Origin of the sequence: Nocardiopsis algeriensis, assembly GCF_014203695.1 — a bacterium.
GTDB lineage: Bacteria > Actinomycetota > Actinomycetes > Streptosporangiales > Streptosporangiaceae > Nocardiopsis > Nocardiopsis algeriensis.
Map to the genome: position 1 here is coordinate 173,538 of NZ_JACHJO010000001.1, position 18,738 is coordinate 192,275.

At 70.2% G+C, this 18,738-nt stretch carries 17 protein-coding genes and 1 pseudogene; 11 read left to right on the forward strand and 7 right to left on the reverse strand.

All coding sequences use genetic code 11. The features are described from left to right. Positions 1–22: 22 nt before the first annotated feature. Together fepB and FHS13_RS00820 are read left to right on the forward strand one after the other, a co-directional pair. Positions 23–1,018 carry a Fe2+-enterobactin ABC transporter substrate-binding protein gene (gene fepB / locus FHS13_RS00815; protein WP_184285807.1) on the forward strand — a complete coding sequence of 332 codons (996 nt, stop codon included), beginning with the start codon at positions 23–25 and terminating at the stop codon, positions 1,016–1,018. 107 nt (positions 1,019–1,125) lie between these two features. Then, positions 1,126–3,669, forward strand: a complete 2,544-nt coding sequence (locus tag FHS13_RS00820) for a penicillin acylase family protein (RefSeq protein WP_184285810.1) — start codon at positions 1,126–1,128, stop codon at positions 3,667–3,669. A gap of 56 nt (positions 3,670–3,725) precedes the next feature. Here FHS13_RS00820 and FHS13_RS00825 read toward each other — a convergent pair whose 3' ends face one another. Next, the gene (locus FHS13_RS00825) at positions 3,726–4,610 is read right to left on the reverse strand and encodes an oxidoreductase (RefSeq protein ID WP_184285813.1); all 885 of its coding nucleotides are present in this window, start codon (positions 4,608–4,610) and stop codon (positions 3,726–3,728) included. 246 nt (positions 4,611–4,856) lie between these two features. Continuing rightward, positions 4,857–5,702: a hypothetical protein gene (locus FHS13_RS00830; RefSeq protein WP_184285816.1), complete on the reverse strand. Its 846-nt coding sequence runs from the start codon at positions 5,700–5,702 to the stop codon at positions 4,857–4,859. A gap of 545 nt (positions 5,703–6,247) precedes the next feature. Here FHS13_RS00830 and FHS13_RS00835 point away from each other — a divergent pair. After that, a pseudogene (locus FHS13_RS00835) lies at positions 6,248–6,421 on the forward strand (HNH endonuclease); the annotation flags it as partial. Positions 6,422–6,552: 131 nt separating this feature from the next. On the opposite strand, the gene FHS13_RS00840 reads toward FHS13_RS00835, so the two are convergent. Next, positions 6,553–6,936 (reverse strand): hypothetical protein, encoded by a 384-nt coding sequence (locus FHS13_RS00840; protein WP_246404270.1) that lies wholly within the window; start codon positions 6,934–6,936, stop codon positions 6,553–6,555. 239 nt (positions 6,937–7,175) lie between these two features. Beyond that, complete coding sequence (locus tag FHS13_RS00845; protein WP_343064853.1) at positions 7,176–7,712, reverse strand: ATP-binding protein; 537 nt, start codon at positions 7,710–7,712, stop codon at positions 7,176–7,178. 305 nt (positions 7,713–8,017) lie between these two features. On the opposite strand from FHS13_RS00845, the gene FHS13_RS00850 reads away from it, so the two are divergent. The 3 genes from FHS13_RS00850 (at position 8,018) to FHS13_RS00860 (ending at position 10,637) form a co-directional block, all read left to right on the forward strand. Then, positions 8,018–8,884 (forward strand): helix-turn-helix domain-containing protein, encoded by an 867-nt coding sequence (locus tag FHS13_RS00850; RefSeq protein ID WP_184285825.1) that lies wholly within the window; start codon positions 8,018–8,020, stop codon positions 8,882–8,884. After that, positions 8,874–9,278, forward strand: coding sequence for a DUF397 domain-containing protein (locus tag FHS13_RS00855; RefSeq protein ID WP_184285827.1), 405 nt, complete (start codon positions 8,874–8,876; stop codon positions 9,276–9,278). The genes FHS13_RS00850 and FHS13_RS00855 overlap by 11 nt, the downstream gene beginning before the upstream one ends. A gap of 120 nt (positions 9,279–9,398) precedes the next feature. Next, the gene (locus FHS13_RS00860) at positions 9,399–10,637 is read left to right on the forward strand and encodes an MFS transporter (protein ID WP_184285830.1); all 1,239 of its coding nucleotides are present in this window, start codon (positions 9,399–9,401) and stop codon (positions 10,635–10,637) included. Between the two features lie 133 nt (positions 10,638–10,770). On the opposite strand, the gene FHS13_RS00865 is transcribed toward FHS13_RS00860, so the two are convergent. Continuing rightward, entirely contained in the window at positions 10,771–12,642 is a 1,872-nt protein-coding gene (locus FHS13_RS00865; protein WP_184286635.1) for an ABC transporter ATP-binding protein, read from the reverse strand. Positions 12,643–13,118: 476 nt separating this feature from the next. Between FHS13_RS00865 and FHS13_RS00870 the strand changes: the two genes are divergently transcribed. Continuing rightward, entirely contained in the window at positions 13,119–14,138 is a 1,020-nt protein-coding gene (locus FHS13_RS00870) for an SDR family NAD(P)-dependent oxidoreductase (protein WP_184285833.1), read from the forward strand. Between the two features lie 6 nt (positions 14,139–14,144). Here FHS13_RS00870 and FHS13_RS00875 read toward each other — a convergent pair whose 3' ends face one another. Continuing rightward, positions 14,145–14,687, reverse strand: coding sequence for a TetR/AcrR family transcriptional regulator (locus FHS13_RS00875; protein ID WP_184285836.1), 543 nt, complete (start codon positions 14,685–14,687; stop codon positions 14,145–14,147). Between the two features lie 194 nt (positions 14,688–14,881). On the opposite strand from FHS13_RS00875, the gene FHS13_RS00880 reads away from it, so the two are divergent. The 4 genes from FHS13_RS00880 (at position 14,882) to FHS13_RS00895 (ending at position 17,990) form a co-directional block, all read left to right on the forward strand. Next, positions 14,882–15,787: an alpha/beta hydrolase fold domain-containing protein gene (locus FHS13_RS00880; RefSeq protein WP_221442186.1), complete on the forward strand. Its 906-nt coding sequence runs from the start codon at positions 14,882–14,884 to the stop codon at positions 15,785–15,787. A gap of 179 nt (positions 15,788–15,966) precedes the next feature. Next, the gene (locus tag FHS13_RS00885; protein ID WP_343064855.1) at positions 15,967–17,196 is read left to right on the forward strand and encodes a helix-turn-helix domain-containing protein; all 1,230 of its coding nucleotides are present in this window, start codon (positions 15,967–15,969) and stop codon (positions 17,194–17,196) included. Positions 17,197–17,328: 132 nt separating this feature from the next. Continuing rightward, positions 17,329–17,724: a hypothetical protein gene (locus FHS13_RS00890; RefSeq protein WP_184285845.1), complete on the forward strand. Its 396-nt coding sequence runs from the start codon at positions 17,329–17,331 to the stop codon at positions 17,722–17,724. Further along, entirely contained in the window at positions 17,721–17,990 is a 270-nt protein-coding gene (locus tag FHS13_RS00895; protein ID WP_184286710.1) for a hypothetical protein, read from the forward strand. The genes FHS13_RS00890 and FHS13_RS00895 overlap by 4 nt, the downstream gene beginning before the upstream one ends. Positions 17,991–18,362: 372 nt before the next feature. On the opposite strand, the gene FHS13_RS21255 is transcribed toward FHS13_RS00895, so the two are convergent. Continuing rightward, positions 18,363–18,738, reverse strand: a 376-nt coding sequence (locus FHS13_RS21255; protein ID WP_425491102.1) for a tetratricopeptide repeat protein, incomplete at its 5' end; no start/stop codon positions are given.

Below are 18,738 nucleotides of genomic sequence, written 5' to 3' on the forward strand. Positions count from 1 at the left end.
GGCACACCTAAATATACTTGTCATGCAGAAAGCAATTTCCTCGCACACAGTAGCTGTGCTCGGTGCCGGCGCGGCGCTCCTCCTCTCCCTCACCGCCTGCGGCACCGGCGGAGGCGACTCCGCGCAGGAGGCGCCCGCCTCCGCCGAGGAGACCCGCGCGGTCACCCACCTCTACGGGGAGACCGACATCCCGGCCGAACCGCAGAGCGTGGTCTCGGTCAGCGTCACCTCCACCTCGGTGCTGCTGAGCCTGGACGTCCCGGTGGTGGCCTCCAGCACCACCTCCCCCAACGCACTCACCGACGACAAGGGCTTCTTCGCCCAGTGGGCGGAGGTGGCCGACGAGCGCGGCGTCGAGGCCCTGTCCGGCCCCGAGATCGACCTCGAGGAGGTCGCCAACGCCGCACCCGACCTCATCGTCGGCAACGGCTACGGCGCGGACATGGTCAGCGAGGAGATGTACGAGCAGCTGTCGCAGATCGCCCCCACCGTCGTCCAGGGCGAGTCCGACATGAGCTGGCTGGAGCTGACCGACCGGTACGCGCAGGCGCTCGACCGCGAGGACAGGGCCGAGGAGATCGCCGCCGAGTACGAGGAACTGGTCGCCGAGACCTCCGCGCAGCTGTCCACCGAGCACGGCGTCGCCGTCCTCACCGGCACCCCGAACGGGTTCAACCTGTTCACGTCCGAGTCCGCGCAGGGGCGCTTCGTCACCGACCTGGGGCTGACCCTGGCCGAGCTGCCCGCGTCGGCCCAGGCCTCGTCCCAGGGCGGCGCGCGCAGCGACATCGTCGAGCTCTCCACCGAGGACGCCTCCGACATGGGCGACAGCACGCTGCTGTTCGTCAACACCCAGGGCCAGGAGGTGGAGGACTACCTGGAGACGGCGCCGAACCTGGAGAAGCTGGACTCCTGGAAGGACGGGCGCGTCTTCACCCTGGGCGCCACCTCGTTCCGGATGGACCACTACAGCGTTCCGCTCATGGCCGAGCGACTGGTCGAGGTCCTCGGCTCCTGACCTCGCGCCCGGGGGCTCCGGCCCCCGGGCATACCCGCAAGTAACGATTGGATTCCCGAACCCGGGGGCTCTGGTGACTGTGATCTGGGGCACCATAAAGTTCCGTCATGCGTGCATTGCGGAAGCGTGTCCTACTTCGTGTCCTTTTGTGGTTCTTCGTCACCCTTGTGGTTCTCGCCCTGCTCGCCGCCGGGCTGGGCGTCTGGACCGTGCGGAGGTCCTTCCCCGACACCTCCGGCGAGCTCTCCCTCCCCGGCCTGGAGTCCTCGGTCACGGTGCTGCGTGACGAGTACGGAACCGCACACGTCTACGCGGACACCACGCACGACCTGTTCATGGCCCAGGGCTTCACCCACGCCCAGGACCGGTTCTGGGAGATGGACTTCCGCCGCCACGTGACCTCCGGCCGGACCGCCGAGCTGTTCGGCCCCGACCAGGTCGACACCGACGCCTACCTGCGCACCATGGGCTGGCGCCGCGTCGCCGAGGAGGAGTACGAGCTCCTGTCCCCGGACACCCGCGGCTACCTGGACGCCTACGCGGAGGGTGTCAACGCCTGGCTGGAGGACCACGACGGCGCCGACGCCTCGCTGGAGTACGCACTGCTCTCCGTGCTCAACGGCGGCCACACCATCGAGCCGTGGGACCCGGTGGACAGCCTGGCCTGGCTCAAGGCCATGGCCTGGGACCTGGGCGGCAACATGGGCCAGGAGACCGAGCGCGCGCAGCTGCTCTCCGCCGGGTTCACCCGCGAGCAGATCGCCGAGCTCTACCCCGAGTACCCCTACGAGGAGCACGCTCCGATCACCGACACCGACGAGCACCTCACCTCCGAGGAGGAGGACGGGAACGAGGAGGACGAGCGGCGGGCCCCGGCCGAGCTGTCCGAGGAGGCCGTCGACGCCGTCACCTCCGTCTACGAGGGCGCGGCCTCGCTGCCCGAGATGCTCGGCTCCAGCACCAGCCCCGACCTGGGTTCCAACTCGTGGGTGGTCGGCGGCGAGCACACCGAGACCGGCATGCCCCTCCTGGCCAACGACCCTCACCTGGGCGCGTCGATGCCCTCGACCTGGTACCAGATCGGCCTGCACTGCACCGAGCTGACGGAGGCCTGCCCCTTCGACGTCAGCGGGTTCAGCTTCTCCGGCCTGCCCGGCGTGGTCATCGGCCAGAACGAGTCGATCGCCTGGGGCTTCACCAACCTCAACCCCGACGTGATGGACCTGGTCGTCGAGCGGATCGAGGGCGACAGCTACGTCGTCGACGGCGAGCAGCTCCCCCTGGAGACCCGCCAGGAGACCCTCCGGGTTGCCGGCGGCGAGGACGTGGAGATCACCGTCCGATCCACCCACCACGGCCCGATCCTGTCCGACACCGCGGCCGGTGCCGACCTGGCCGGCATCGCCGGCGACCCGCAGCTGGAGGGCGCCGAGGAGGACGCCGAGTACGCGGTCGCCCTCCAGTGGACCGCGCTGCGTCCGGGCACGACCGCAGACGCGATCTTCAGCCTCAATCGGGCCCGCGGCTGGGAGGACTTCCGCCTGGCGGCCTCCCAGTTCGAGGTCCCGGCGCAGAACCTGGTCTACGCCGACAACGAGGGCAACATCGGCTACCAGTCCCCCGGAAAGGTGCCCGTGCGCGGCGAGGGCGACGGCCGCTACCCGTCCCCCGGCTGGGACTCCGCCCACGACTGGCAGGGCTACCTGCCCTTCGAGGAGCTGCCGAGCGTGTACAACCCCGAGTCGGGGTTCATCGTCACGGCCAACCAGTCCGTGGTCGACGCCGACTACGGGCACTGGCTCACCGACGACTGGGACTACGGGTACCGGTCGCAGCGGATCAACGACCTGCTGGCCGAGAAGACCGCCGCCGGACCGGTGACCGTCCAGGACATGTCGGACATCCACATGGACTCCTACCACCTGGCCGCGGCCGACATCGTCCCCCACCTGCTGGAGGCCGAGCCGTCGGGAACCGCGGCCGAGGCCCAGGAGCTGCTGCGCGACTGGGACCTGTACACCGACACCGACTCCGCCGGTGCGGCCTTCTACCAGGCCACGTGGCGCCACCTGCTGCCGCTGCTGTTCGACGAGACCGACCCCGTCGCCATGACGGGCAACTCGCGCGGCATGTACGTGGTGGCCGGCCTGCTGGAGGACCCCGAGTCCGCGTGGTGGCAGGGCGAGGAGGCGAGCGGCCGCGACGAGGTGCTGGCCGCCGCGATGGAGGCCGCCGCGGAGGAGCTCACCGAGCTGCTGGGCGACGACCCGTCCGCCTGGCGCTGGGGCGACCTGCACACCCTGACCGCCACCCACCAGTCACTGGGCACCTCGGGCATCGGTCCCGTCGAGTGGCTGTTCAACCGGGGCCCGGTGGAGAGCTCGGGCGGCTCGTCCATCGTCAACGCCACCGGATGGAACGACAAGGAGGGGTACGGGATCGCCACGGTGCCGTCGATGCGCATGGTCATCGACATGTCCGATCGCGACGCGTCCACGTGGGTGCACCTGACCGGCAACTCCGGCCACGCGTTCCACCCCAACTACGACGACCAGCTGGAGGCGTGGGGCAGGGGTGACACCATGCCGTTCGCCTTCACCGAGGACGCCGTCCGCGAGGCCGCGGAGAACGAGCTGACCCTCACGCCGTAGAGCAGGTGGAAGAGCCCCGCGGGAACCCTCCGGGTCTCCGCGGGGCTCGTGCGCGTTCAGGGGCCGGCGAGGGGGAAGGACACCCCGGTCATCTCCTCCGACAGGGTCCACAGGCGCTTGGCCGCACGCTCGTCCCACGCGGCCTCGCTGCGGCTGGTGAGCGCCGGGGCGCCGCGCGTACCGCCCATGGCCTTGGGGCCGGCGAAGGCGGCGCCGGGCACGTCCTGGGTGGCGGCGAAGATGGTGGGGAGGGCGCCGTCGGCCGCGCTCTGGGCGAGGATCCTGTTGCCCAGCATCCCGATCCGGCGGACCAGCGGGTCGGCGCCGTGGCTCTGCAGGTTGGTCCTCGCGTAACCGGGGTGCGCGGCGGTGGAGAGCACCGGGGACCCGACCGCGTCCAGGCGCCGCTGGAGCTCCAGCGTGAACAGCAGGTTGGCAAGCTTGGACCGGGCGTACGCCTTGAAGGGGGTGTAGCCCTTCTCCATACCGATGTCGTCGAAGTCGATGCCGCGCGCCAGCTGGTGCAGGACGGAGGAGAGGGTGACCACGCGGCCGGTGACGTGCTCCAGCAGCAGGTTGGTGAGGGCGAAGTGGCCGAGGTGGTTCGTGCCGAACTGGAGCTCGAAGCCGTCCGCCGTCCGGCCCTGCGCGACCGCCATGATCCCCGCGTTGTTGACGAGGAGGTGGATGTCGCCCTCCCACCGCTCGGCGAAGGCGCGCACGGACGAGAGGTCGGCCAGGTCCAGGCGGCGGACCTCCGTGTCACCCCGGACGTCCGCGGCCGCCGCACGGCCCTTCTCCTCGTCGCGCACGGCCATCACGACCCGCGCGCCCATCCTGGCCAGTATGCGTGTGGTCTCCAGACCCACCCCGCTGTTGGCCCCCGTGACAATCGCCGTACGCCCGCCGAGATCGGGGATTTCGATCGCTGAGGTCTTCATCCCGTCACGGTAGGGGGATCCCCCCGGGGCTGTCCATGAGCGCGTACGGGAAAGGGGAACAACGGCACTCCCCACGGCCGGGGGACCGGGGGCCCTTGCGCGATCAGCGCCGTAAAGCCGGCGCTCCTTCCCAGCCACAGCCCGTTCCCTCGTGATCTTGTGTCTACAACCGACCCCACCCCATCCCGGGGTTATCCCCTGTCCGACCAAAGTGACCGCAGATACAAGATCACGTAAAGCAGGCTGTCAGCGGAAGGAGCCCAGACGCTGGGAGTCCCAGCCCGTCCCGTGGGAGAGGTCGCTCCGGCGCAGGAGGTCGAGCCCCGCCCGGGCGTCGGCGAGCGCCTCGGCAAGCACCGGATCGGCCTGCCTCGCCTCGTAGAAGAGCCGTTCCAGCCGGGGGTGCCGGGCCAGCAGCCAGGACACCACCTGCTGGTTGCGCGACCCCGGAGAGGTGGCGACGACGGTCCCGGAGGTGTCGGCGAGCTGGCGCAGCGCACTCGGGTTGCGGGTTCCGGCACGCAGGCGCTCGGTCCAGGCCTCGAGGAAGGGACCGAGGTCGTCGAAGGCGGTCGCCAGCGTGTCGAGGACCAGGACCGCCGGACGCTCCTCGGGGTCCAGGTCGAGGGTCTCCCGCCACAGGGCGGCGAAGCAGCCGAGCACGGCGGCGCGCTCGTCACGGGGCCATTCCCGCCAGCGGGCCAGGTCCAGCTTGGCCGCCACCGTGTCGATGTCGATGCCGCCGCCGACGGACAGCGCGATGTCGACGATGCGGGGCAGGAAGTGCTTCAGGTCGTCGACGCCGCCCCACGTGGTGACGGCCTTGTCGGTGAACCGGCTGAGGTCCTCGGCCTCCAGCTCGCGCAGGGGGGCTCTCCGCAGGCGGCGCTGGTCCTCGTCGGTGACGCAGTGCGGGCAGCCGTCGATCCGCGCCGCCAGGGGGTGGCGTGCGAACACGGCATACATCCGCTCGACGGCCTCGGCCGCCGTGACGGAGCGGACCTCCTCGGCGAGTTCGAGGCACTCGGCGCTCCGCGCCACCGTACGGCCGGCCGGGGGCCGGGGGTGTTCCGTCCGTCCTCCCGTCGACACGGCTCAGTCCCCCCGGAAACAGACGGTACGGGGAGCAGGCGGGAGGGGTGTGGAGGAGTTCGAAGCCACCTCGCTCGGAGAGGAGTACACGGATCACATCCAAGGGGAGTAGTGCGAGCGCCGGTCCCGCGGGAGCACAGCGGAGACGGAGGGGAGGCCGAAGGGGGCGGCAGGCCTCGGACGGCAGGGCCCAACAGGGCAGATGTCCGCACCACGCCTCAGGGCGCCCCTCTTCCGGACGACCGCATGCGACACACGCCTTCCCGGCCTGGGGCGCAGGGCGTGGGGTCGCAGCATGGGGGATGTGCCAATCCGGTTGGGCCCCGCGTAGGGGTGAGCGGGTGGGGCCGTCAACACGCAGAAGCGTACATCAGCCCTGCCGCTGGTGAACGGCTTCGGTGGGGCCGTTCCCGGTATGCGCACGGGTATTCCTCGGCGACTCGGCACGGAGGGAAACCGGCCCACCACCCTCCGGAGGGAAGTGCGGGGGAGCCGGTCCGTGAGGCTTCGACTTCGCCGGACGCTACGGCGACCGCGGCAGGGACTCCATCGAGGTCCACCACACCGTGCCCTTGCACGTCATCGGCCCCAGCAGGACCCGTCTCCAGGATCTCGCCCTGCTCTGCGCCAACTGCCACCGCATGATCCATGTTTCCGAGCCGTGGTTGACGGTGGAGCAGCTCCGCGCCCTGGTCGAGAACCGTTCCGAACACCGCTGACGGCCCCGCTCGCGGTAGGCGGCGCCCATGCCGGACGCCGCCCCGCCACAGCCGGAAGTCAGCTCACCGGGGAGGAGACATGGCCTCCGGGACCCGGGCAGCAGGGGGAGCGTAGATGCTCGCCATGGTGCTCACCCGACCTTTTCGAGGTAGAGGCGGACCACGGCGGCCAGGTCGCTGAGATCATCGGTGTCGTCCTGGGCAGGTTCGGCCAACAGATCCCCTCCACGAACCCGGGGAGCCGGGACGACAGGCCCGAGCTGTTCCGAGATCTGCGGGGACAGGTAGGGGCGGACCAGGGCACCTCCGACCTGGTCGGGGTCGGGCAGGTCGTCGTCGGGGAAGTCCGGCGGCTTCTGGCCGGAGTGTCGCTCGAAGGACGCGGGCGGCAGTTCCCGGCGGCGGGGCGGCGCCGCGATCGCGGCGCGCTCGCGCCCAGGGTGTGCGGGGACGAACACGTAGGCCAGGGCCGCTGCCAGCACAGCAGCGGCCAGCGCCCACATACGCCCGGCCATGCTCTGATGGGGCCTGCGGTGTCGCCCGGTAAGGTTTTCCACGGTCTCCTCCTGCTCTCTTCAGGTGGTGATCAAGCCCCGTCCGGTGGGTCCAAGCACCGGTCGGGGCGCTGTTGTTCTCGGTGGTTGTCGAGCGGGTGTCATTGGCCCCGGTGGAGCTGCGCTTCCCGCTCATGGCCGGAAAGGCCGGGTCCGTGCTCAGCGTCCTGGGCCCGTTTCTCCATGCCACCTCACGTCCCTCAGGACTCGACATCCTCAGGCAGAGACGCGTAGAGGTCGATGTGGGCCCACACCGTGAGCGGCTTCCCCAATTCGCCGTCCCACCCCCACCTCACGGACAGGCGGTCCACCAGACGCAGCCCCCGCCCGCCCTCCGCCAGCGCATCGGTCCGAGGTGACAGACGTGGAAGGCGGACAGGCTGCGTCGGCCTCGGCCCGTCGTCAGTGACCGCTATACGAACGAGTCGGCCGGACAGGCTCCGCATCTGAACCTTCACGCGCCCGCCCTCGGCTCCCGAGGCGGTGTGCAACCAGGCGTTGGCCACCAACTCACTGGCGACCAGCAGCAGAGGAAAGGCCTGGTGGGCGGGAACCCCGATGCCTCGTTGACACCAGCTCCGGATCTGCGCTGCCTGCGTCGGCTGCGAACCGAAGACCGCCGTACGCACCCCGGTGCCTGCTCGGGCCCCACCAGGGCGCGGGAGTCCGCTCATGGGCGTCCGCCGATCTTCCTCCGCCGTCTGCCTGGGTCGCGGTATGTCCAAACCATCCATCATGGCCCTCCGGAAGCCAACAGGAACTGTTGCTGATCGCCGTGAGCGCACGGGAAGAGGACACCGCCACGTGGCTGCTCCTACGGCGAGGAGAGCCTGGGTCGCTCACGGTCTGCGGCACAGACGAAGAACAGATGGACCGTGACGCTGTGTGTGGGAGAGCGCGCTCTCGGCTGCCACCATCATGTGCTGGAAAAATATTTCGCGCAACCTTCTGTAGAAAATATTCTCTGAAAGATGCACTGAGGTTGGGAGAGAATGAGCGACGATCTGAACGGAAGCCCGAGCCGATGAGGATGGGGGCACCCATGCCTGAACGCCACGCCCCGGTGGCCAGCCGCCGCAAGCTGGGCATTATGCTTCGCCAACTCAGGGAGAGCAACGACCTCACGGGCGAAGAAGTCGCGAAGCACCTGCGCATCCGCTCCCCGAAGGTCTACCGGGTCGAGGGCGGCAAGGTAGTCCCCACTCACCCCGAACTGACCATGCTGATGGACCTCTATCAGGTCAGCGGGGAACACCGAGATGTCCTCCTGCAGCTCGCGGAGGAAGCCCGCCGCAAGGGCTGGTACGAGTCCTATGAGAGCGTCCTACCGCCCAAGTTCGAGACCTATGTCGGGCTGGAGTCGGACGCCACATCCCTCCGCGCCTACGAGCACAATCTGGTTCATGGGCTGCTCCAGACACGGGAGTATGCCCATGCCGTGCTCACCGCAGGCAACCCTGCCGAGCATCCCGACGACATCGAACTACTCGTTGAGCTGCGTATGCGTCGCCAGGAGCTGCTCACTCGCGAACACGATCCGCTGCACTTCTGGGTCGTGATGGAGGAGAACGTGCTGCACCGCCCCGTCGGCGGTCGAAAGGTACTGGCCGAGCAGCTCGATCACCTGCTCAAAACCGCTGCGGAACTCCCACATGTGACCATCCAGATCATCCCGACCTCCGTAGGGGCGCACGCGGGCCTCGCAGGCTCGTTCAGCATCTTGGAGTTCGAACCGTCGGCACCCGAGGTCGTCTACGTGGACAGTCACGGGGGCAACCTCACGTTGGAGAAAACCCGCGATCTGCGCCACTGTAAGCTCCTCTACAACAACCTGCTCGCCGACGCCCTGCCGAAGAAGGAGTCGGTTCAACTCATCAAATCCGCTCGGGAGGACCTTCGTGAACCGTGATTCCGCAGTCTCGGCCACACAGCGCACCGAGCCGGTCACCACGCCATGGTTCAAGGCCAGCGCCAGTACGAGCGCACAGGGATGTGTTCAGGTACGGAGGCTCAGACCCGGGATGATCGAGGTCGGTGACACCAAGAACCCCGACGGCCCCACCCTCACTGTCCCCAACGCCGACTGGGAACACCTCCTCGACCAGATCGTCAGCGACGGCACCGACTTCGGCCGACTGCACGCGGTGTTCCTCCTGGACGGCGGTTTCACCCTCACCGACACCGGCATCCCCAACTCCCCCACCCTGACCTACACCAAGGCCGAATGGGATGCCTTCCGAGCCGGTGTCCTCGCCGGCGAACTCCGAGGCGACAACCCACGCGGCGTTCTCGTCACCGCATAGACGACGGGGAGCAACGTCCTCACGAGGCAGTCGGAGACAGCTGACAAGAGCTGAAAACGAGAGAGCAGCGGAGCATGCGCCCCCGGCCGACTCGCCATCCTGGAAAAGTCTGCGGGAAGAATGAAAAGCTCCCCCCGCCCGGTGGTCGATGTCCTGAGGCTCCCCGGGTTCAGGAACCTGGTGGCCGCCCGCTTCCTCGCCCTGATCGGGAACGGCACGGCCCCCGTCGCGCTCGCCTTCGGGGTGATGGCGGCCGGCGGTTCCGGCGCTGACATCGGGATCGTGGTGGCCGCGCGCGGGTTCGCCCTCCTGCCGGGTCTCCTGCTCGGCGGTGCGCTGGCCGACCGGTTCTCCCGGACGGCCGTCATGGCGTGGTCCGACGCCGTCGCCGGGCTGAGTGCGGCCTTCACCGCCTACCTCTTCGGAAGCGGAGGCGCCGACACCTGGAGCCTGGCCGCGGCCCAGGCGGTCAACGGCGCGGCCGCCTCCTTCTTCCTCCCTGCCTCGAAGAGCGTCGTGCCCATGGTCGTCCCGCCCGCGCAGCGGCAGGCGGCGAACTCCCTCATGTCGCTCTCGATGCAGTTCGGCGTCGTCCTGGGCTCCGCAGGAGCGGGGATCACGGTCGCGAACCTGGGCGCCGGGTGGGCGATGTCCGTCAACGCACTGACGTTCTTCGCCAGTGCGGTCCTGGTGTCGCGGATGCGGCTCCCCCCTGTCGCCGCGACAGGTGAGAGCGTGCTCCGCAGTATCCGAACCGGGTGGCGGGAGTTCTCCTCGCACCGGTGGGTCCTCGTCGTCGTGGTCCAGTTCATGGTGATCATGTCCGCCTTCCACGCGACGCTCAACGTCCTCGGTCCCCTCGCGGCCGAACGCCATCTGGGCGGCCCCGCCTCGTGGGGGTTCGTTCTCGCCGCCAACTCGACGGGATACATCCTGGGCGGCCTGGTCGCCCTGCGGGTCAGGGCGAGGTACCCGCTGAGGGTCGCGGTCCTCATGACGCTGCTGTTCGCCGCACCCGGCGTCTGCCTGGCCCTTGCCACGGGACACACGTGGATCGTCGCGGCCGGCACGCTCGTCAACGGTGTCGGCGCCACGGTCTTCACCGTCCTGTGGGACACCCTCCTCCAGCAGCGCATACCGCCCCGGTACCTGTCGCGCGTGGCGTCCTACGACGCATTGGGATCCCTGGCCGCCGTTCCCGTCGGCACCGCGGCTGCGGGCCTCCTGTCCGAGGCCGTCCCGTTGAACACCGCACTGTGGGCCTGCAGCGCGGTCATCCTCGTTTCGGGCCTGGTCACCCTCTGCTTCCGGGACGTCAGAAACCTGACCGGCGCCGACGAGCAGGCAGCACCGACCTGACGGGCCCGCGCACCGCGCCGGTCCGGCTGTACCGGTCGTCCCTGATCCTGATGATCTTGCTCCCAGGGGTGCGGTCGACCGGCGAGACCGTTCCCCAGGAGCAAGATCATCGGGGACCCGGCCCCGGCCCCCGCTACTCCCCGGTGGCCCCGATCCCCCGGTAGGCGGTGGCCTGGATCTCCCACAGCTCCCGGTACAGGCCGCCCTCACGCATGAGCTCCTCGTGGGTGCCCTGGGCGATCACCCGCCCCTTGTCCAGGACGACGATGTGATCGGCCATGCGCACCGACGCCAGCCGGTGCGTGATGAGCACGACCGTGGCCCCCGTCCGACCGGCGTGGGCGTGCACCGACTCGAAGAACCGGTGCTCGGCGCGGGCGTCCAGCGCGGAGGTGGGCTCGTCGGCGATCAGCAGGGGTGTGGCCCGTCCGTCGTCTCCCCGGTAGAAGGCACGGGCGGCGGCCAGGCGCTGCCACTGTCCGCCGGAGGGCTCGTAGCCGGCGGTGAAGCGCTTGTCGAGCAGGGTGTCCCACCGGCGGGGCAGCTCCCGCACGACGGTGTCGGCGCCGGCCGCGCACGCGGCGCGCTCCAGGCGCCCGGAGTCGTCGGGGCTGCTCATGACGACGTTGCGGCGGGCGGTGACGGGCCAGTGGGTGTGGTCCTGGGCGATGACGGCGACGCGTTCGCGCAGGCTCTCGCCGTCGACCCCGGCCAGGTCGGTGCCGTCCCAGCACACGCGGCCCTGCTGCGGGGTGTACAGGCCCGAGAGGAGCTTGGCCAGGGTGCTCTTACCCGAACCGTTCTCCCCGACCAGGGCGACGGTCACGCCCCGGGGCAGGACGAGGTCCACGTCCCGCAGCGCGGGCGGGACGTCGTCCTCCTGCTCGCCGCGCGGGTAGGAGAAGGTGACGCCCTCCACCCGGATCTCGTCGAACCCCTCCGGGGCCGGGGGCAGGCCCGGGGCGGGGGTGCGCCCGCGCGCCAGTTCCTCCAGGTCCAGGAAGTCGCCGAAGTACAGCCCCGACTCGTACACCATGCTCACCGAGTTCAGCGCCGAGGCGAGGGCGCTCTGCGCGACGCGGATGGCCACGACCGCGGCGCCGGCGGCGGCGATCGGCACGGTGCCCTGGACCAGGAGCACGCCGAGTGCGGCGAACACCAGGCCGGTCACCAGACCGCTGAGTGAGTTCCCCGCCATCCGGATCAGCGACATGCGCGTCACCATCCGCAGGTGGACTCCCAGCTCGTACTCGGCGACGGTGTCGAACTCACGGCGCAGGTGCGGGCCCATGGTGTAGGAGCGCACCTCGGCCGCGCTCTCCCGGGAGACCATGAGCTGCTGCAGCATCCACTTGCGCCGCCGCCCCTCGCTCAGGGCGAGCATCATCCGGTAGCGCAGGCGCGCGGCGGCCGCCGACCCCCACCACTGGGGGACCATGGCCAGCAGGAGCAGCGGGATGAGAACGGGGTGCAGGGTGCCCAACACACCGGCCGCGGCGATGATGCCGACCAGGCCGGTGAGCACGTCGACGGTGTGGCTGACCAGGGAGCTGGATTCGCTGGTCCCCCGGGCGTAGCCGCGGAAGACGGCGTCGTTGAAGGCGCTGTCGTCGAAGGCCTCCACCGAGACGCCGGTGGCGAGTTCGTTGAGCCGCCGTTCCGCGGCGAGCTCGACCTGGGGTTCCAGGCGGGCCTGGGCGCGTCCGGCCAGCACCGAGCACGAGCCCCGTACCACCAGCGCCAGGGCCAGCAGCGCCAGGGAGGGCAGGGCCGCCCGCACCCGGTCGGGGGTGGGCACGGCGGAGAAGAGCTCCTCCAGGGCGGTGGTGGTGGCGACCAGGGCCCAGGCGGTGGCCGCGCCCATCGCCAGGTTCAGTGCCAGTGCGGCGATCAGGTCGGCCCGGCTGGCGCTCCATCCCAGGGACAGGGCCTGGGCGACCAGCGCGGGCATGCGCCGGGCCACCCTCGTCCACCCCGCCTGCGCCGCCTCCTCGGCGAAGGCCATGTACCTGGGGGCGGCCACCTCGGGCTGTGCCTCCTCCGCTGCCTGGCGCCCGGTGCCGTCGGTCTGTTCGTCGGGCCCGGTCGTCGCGGGTGCCGGCGGTGTGCTCACTGCATCCTCCAAGGGCTCGGTGGAAATGCAGATCATGGCCGCTGGGAAAGACCTTCCGCAGGTGGGAGGGGATTTGCGGGCCGTCCGCATCACCACCGGCGGACCGGGGTCCGCCCGGCCGGGCCCCGGCGAAACGCGGAAAGGCGCACCCGCCACCGCCTCCGGTACCCGGTGGATTCACCGTGTAAGGACACAGCCGCAACGGTGAACCGTGGGGGCTTCTGCCTGGTCTGCGCCGGAGGCCGGTTCCTGACGGCCGAGCACCGCATCGCCCGTTTCGCCGTGGGGATCCACGCAGTTGTCAACTAAGTTGACATACGGTGGACGGCGCGGCCGGACAACCGGCGCGCATCTCGGAAGGAGACGGCATGGCACAGGACAGGCCCCTGACCGGCAGCAGCACGATCGGCGAGTGGCTGGCGCACCCCGAGGGCGGAGAGGCCCTGCGCGGGCTGCTCTCACAGGGAGGCTTCGGGGAGGACGTGCTCGCCCCGCTGCACAACCTCCCCCTCCAGCAGATGGTCGACCTCAGCCAGGGCGCGGTGACGCAGGAGGTCGTCGACGAACTCGTCCGCAGCGCCAACGGCGGCGTCATTCCCGACGAGGCCTCCGAGACGGCCGGATGGCGCGAACGCGTCACGCCCGGCCGCTTCGAGGGCCAGGTCGTCCTCGTCACGGGTGCGGCCTCCGGCATCGGCCGCGCCACGGCCTCCCGCGTCGCCCGGGAGGGCGGCAAGGTCGTCGCGGTCGACATCTCCGCCGACAAGCTCGAGAGCCTGGTCGCGGAGCTGCCCGGGTCCGACATCGTTCCGGTCACCGCCGACCTCACCGTGCCCGAGGACATCGAGCGGATCCTGGCCGCCGCGGGCCCCCGCGTCGACGCCCTGGCCAACGTCGCGGGCATCTCCGACGACTTCTCCGCGATCCACGAGGTCACGGACGCGATGTGGGAGAAGATTTTCGCCGTCAACGTCGACGGGCTCTTCCGCCTCACCCGCGCCGTCGTGCCGCTGATGATGGAGGCCCGCCGCGGCTCGATCGTCAACGTCGCCTCGGAGGCGGCGCTGCGCGGCTCGGCCGCCGGGGTGGCCTACACCGCGTCCAAGCACGCCGTCGTGGGCATCACGCTCAACACCGCGGTCATGTACGCGACGCACGGCATCCGGGTCAACGCCGTCGCACCCGGCGGTGTCGCCACGGGTATCGCCGGCAACGCCTGGACGCCGTCGGAGTTCGGGCAGGGCCGCCTGGGCGGCTTCATGGGCCTCATCCCGCCCATCGCCACCGCCGAGCAGCTGGCCGCCTCGATCACCTTCCTGCTCAGCGACGACGGCGTCAACGTCTCGGGCGCCGTGCTGCCCTCGGACGGCGGCTGGTCGGCCCAGTAGGCCGCCTCATTCCCCGGGGGTGAGGACCTGCTGCACGAGCGCGCCGTAGCGGGTCACGAGTTCGGACCGGTCGGCGGCGAGCAGCCGTTCGTCGCCGGCCACCCACAGCGAGTACAGCAGCCCCGCGACCAGTGCCCCGGCCATCCGGGCCCGCGTCTCGGCGTCGGGGCCGGTCAGGCGGGCGCGCAGCGGTTCGACGAACGCCTTCTCGTGGGTCTCCTTGAGCCGGGCGGCGATCCGGGGCTCGCCGCTGCCGCGCACCAGGGCCAGGAAGATCTCCCGCGAGGGCTCGTCCCCGTCGAGGAGGACCTCGACGAACCTCTCCCCCAGCCGTTCCGGCGGCACGTCGAGCAGCGGCTCGTCGTTCATGGACAGGCGCATCGTCTCCAGGAACAGCAGTTCCTTGGTGCCGAAGTGCCGGATGACCAGGGCCGGGTCCACACCCGCCTGCGCCGCGATCTCCCGGACCGTCGTCCTGGCGAAACCGCGCTCGCGGAAGAGCCGCGACGCCGCCGATCGGATGTCGTCGCGGGTCGATGCACTGGCCATGCGCCGATGCTATCGGCAGCCGGGAAACCGGCCTGGGCAGGGATAGGATTCCGACTCACATGCACTTATGGTGCAAACGAGCAGATATCGGCCCCAATCGGCACAGTGTGCCCGTCACTCCGTGTCCCGGCCGAGCCCCCGAGGAGGACCCCATCAGCGATCACTCCCGCCCCCGGCCACCGCTCCCCGCGCATGTGAGCGAGGAGGCCCGCCGGTTCCTGTCCCAGTCACTGGCGCTCACCGACCCCTACCCCGCCCTCGACGACACCGAGGGCTGGCTGAGGTTCGTGGAGCAGCACAACGAGCGCGTCCGCGCCAGGTCCGAGAGCCCGGACCTCCCCGTCTCCGTCGAGGACACCGTCCGCGGCGGCGCCCGGACGTTCGTCATCCGCCCCGAGGGGGTCCCGGAGGGCGAGGGCCCGATCCTGCTCGACATCCACGGCGGCGCCCTCGTCTTCGGCGGCGGCGACCTGTGCGCCCGCAACGGCAGCACCATGGCCATGACCGCCGGGACCGAGACCTGGAGCGTCGACTACCGGATGCCTCCGCTCCACCCCTACCCCGCGGCGCTCGACGACTGCCTGGCCGCCTACCGGGCCCTGCTGGAGGTCCGCGACCCCGCCGACATCTTCGTCTCCGGCCTCTCCGCCGGCGGCAACCTCGCCTCTGCGCTCCTCGTCCGGGCCCGGGACGAGGGCCTGCCGATGCCCGCCGCCCTGGTGCTGCTGACACCCGAGGTGGACCTCACCGAGTCCGGCGACTCCTTCCGGACCAACGACGGCATCGACAACGTGCTGGCCGGCCTGCGCGAGGTGAACCTCCTCTACGCGAACGGACACGACCTCGCACACCCCTACCTGTCCCCGCTGTTCGCCGACCTGACGGGCTTCCCACCCGTGTTCCTGCAGGCCGGCACCCGGGACCTGTTCCTGTCCAACACCGTGCGCATGCACCGCGCGCTCCTGGCCGCCGGGGCCGAGGCCGAGCTGCACGTCTTCGAGGCAATGCCCCACGCCGGCTTCGGGGGCGCCGCCCCGGAGGACGCCGAGCTCGCGGCGGCGATCCGCGGCTTCCTCGACCGGCACCGCCGCAGTTCCTGAGCACAGGCGAACGGCCTCCCGGGAAGATCCCGGGAGGCCGTCGCCATGTCTGCCGCCACATGCGCGGCCGGAGCCAGCGCTGCCCGGAGGCGCCGCGGCCGGGTGCGGCCGACCTCCTGACACGGAGAAGGCCCCGCCCTACTCTGAGAAGTGCGACCAACGCAGAGGAGGCGGGGCCTGTGCCCGACCAGGGTAGCCACGACCGGACCGTCGCTGACCGGCTCGTCGAGCTGCGGCGGCGCCGCGGCCTCACACAGGAGGGTCTTGCGGAACAAGCCGGAATCAGTGTCGGCGTCATCCGCAAGATCGAACAAGGCGGCACGGCCCGCATCGAGAACTATCACCGCATCGCCCGGACCCTGGGCGTGCGCACGGTGTGGTTCATGACCCCCGAAGCTCCCGCCCCACGGGTCGATGACCAGCGCGACGCCGTTCTCGCCGACATCCGCTCTGCCGTCAACCCGCCGTTGGGCCTGCGTGGACGCCTCTACCCCGACGACGACGTGCCCCCGGACCTGGGCCTGCTGGAACGCGCCGTGGCATCGGTAGCCGCGCACTACCAGGCCGACCGGTACGACGACGTCGCCCGGCTCTCCCCAGCACTCGTGCGGTCCGCTCATGCCCACGTGGCCCTGTTGGAGGGCGACGAGAAGAACGAGGCGATACGCCTGCGGTCGGACGCCCTCCAACTGACCGCGCGCTACCTGATCCAGATCAGGGAGCACGATCTGTCCCTCATCGCGCTTCGGGACGCCCTTGCCGACGCGCTCGCCGTCGGCGATCAGGGGCTTGCCGCCGCCTGCATCGGAGAGCAGGGATGGGCGCTCATACGGCAAGGCCGGTTCGATGAGGTGGAACGCCTGTGCGCGGATACCGCTGATGCGCTGGAACCTTCCAAGCTCTCGAAGGCCGGCAAGGACACCGTGGCGGCATGGGGGTACATCCTCATGCGCGCCGGAGCCGCGGCCGTCCGCAACAACCGCCCCGACGCGGCGCGGGAGTACCAGGAGCTTGCCCAGACCGCCGGGGAATTCGTCGGAGACGAGATCGCGACCGCCGGGCACATGCGGTTCGGTCGGGCCACGGCGTTGATGAACGGGATGCAGAACGAGTTGATCGCCGACCGGCCGGACCGGGCGTTGGAGATGGTCGAGGAGATCCGGCCGCGGCAAGGGCAGACCACGGCGAACACACAGCAGAGGTACGCGCTCGACCAGGCCGCGGCGCACCTTCGGTTGCGCGATGTCGAACGGACAACAGAGATCATGCTGGGGTTGAAAAGCCGCGCACCGTCGTGGTTCCGCCAGCAGCAAGCGGCACGGGACATCGCGGAGGACCTGTTGGAACAGGCCAAGCGGATGCCCAGCAGCGGACAGCGGGAGGTTGCCGAGTTCCTCGGTGTGACCTGATCAGCGCGGTACCACGTAGCGTGGCAGTTCTGGGGCTGTGGCCCCGAAACTGCCACATTCTGTGTCTGTAGCGATAGCCACACCATCCGTAGCGTCGTCTCATCACGCACACGGCTTCTCCGAGGTGAGTAGATGACGACCGACCGGCACGCGGAGGAACGCGCACTGCTGCACACCCACCCGTCCGCGATCGAAGCCATCGCCGCGGACTTCCCCGGATGGGAGATCAGCCGGGAGCGCGACGGCGCCCGACACGGCGCCTGGCAGGCCTTCCGCGACGGTGTGGCGCTCACCGCTTCGAGCCCGGCCGGCCTGCTCGTGCGCCTCGAAGCGCAGGAACTCGCGCGGCTGCAAGCCGCGCACGGCACCCGGTGGAAGGTCTGGCGCACCCCCCGGTACTGGATGGCGACCGCCCTGATCGACGACGTCGAACCGACCCTGATGGAGAACACCGCCGACGCTCTCGAAGCCCGTATGAGCAACCCGCGCGGATGGGGAAACCAGGCCCGGAAGGACGGGAAGCGATGACCGAGGGGACCGAGCAGATACCCGTGCCCCGGGGTGAGGAAAAGGCCGCATCCCGGGACGGCGGGGAGCTTCCCCGCCGCAGGACCAGGCACGGGGACACCACCGAGCTCTACGACCAGCTGTCCGAGCTGCTGCGCATCCGGCCCCGGCACCTGGGAGAGACCTACCAGGCACTACGGGAGGCCGACCGGCTCCTGTCGGCCCTCGACGAGCAGCTACGCGCCGGCGCCCGCCTCCCCGAACCCTGGCGAAGGCCCGGCCCCTGAACCCCGCGCACCTGGTTGAGCAACCCCTCACGCCCCGGGCACGCGGGCACCAACAGCAACCGATCAGTGGCAGGGCACGGGGCGCACCTCCTGCCACTCCGGACCGCCCGCTCTCGGCCGATGCCGGATCGCAAGAGAGGGAGCGGTCGGCGCCCGGCCGGGCTGACGGACGGCAGGACCCCCGGGGGAGCACGTCTTCCCCGGGGGGCCCTGCTCTTTGCCCAGATTTGGATCTGGCCGCCAATAATTCACTTATGGGGGCCAAGATCGGGCGCGAACACTACTGTCCGGCTCTCGGAGAAGGTCACTTCCCCGCTTGGCTTTGGCGGCCCAACGCCGCCACGGCTCGGCCTTCTCTGCCCGGCCGCTCTCCTACAGCAGGTTCCCGAGATAGAACATCGCGGAGATGTGGTACTGGTCTGCGGCTTTGCGCCACCAAGTCTCGGCCTCCCCCACCCGACCACTCGCCTTCAACAGGAATCCGAGGCTGACCATCGCGCCAGTGTCCCCAGTGTCAGCGGCTTTGCGATACCAGGTCTCGGCTTCCCCCGCCTGACCCGTCTCCAACAGCAGGTGCCCGAGGTCAACCATCACGTCGGTGTCGCCGACATTGGCGGCTTTACGCCACCAAGTCTCAGCCTCCCCCACCCGACCCGTCTCCAACAGCAGGTGCCCGAGGTCAACCATCACGTCGGTGTCGCCGACATTGGCGGCTTTACGCCACCAAGTCTCAGCCTCCCCCACCCGA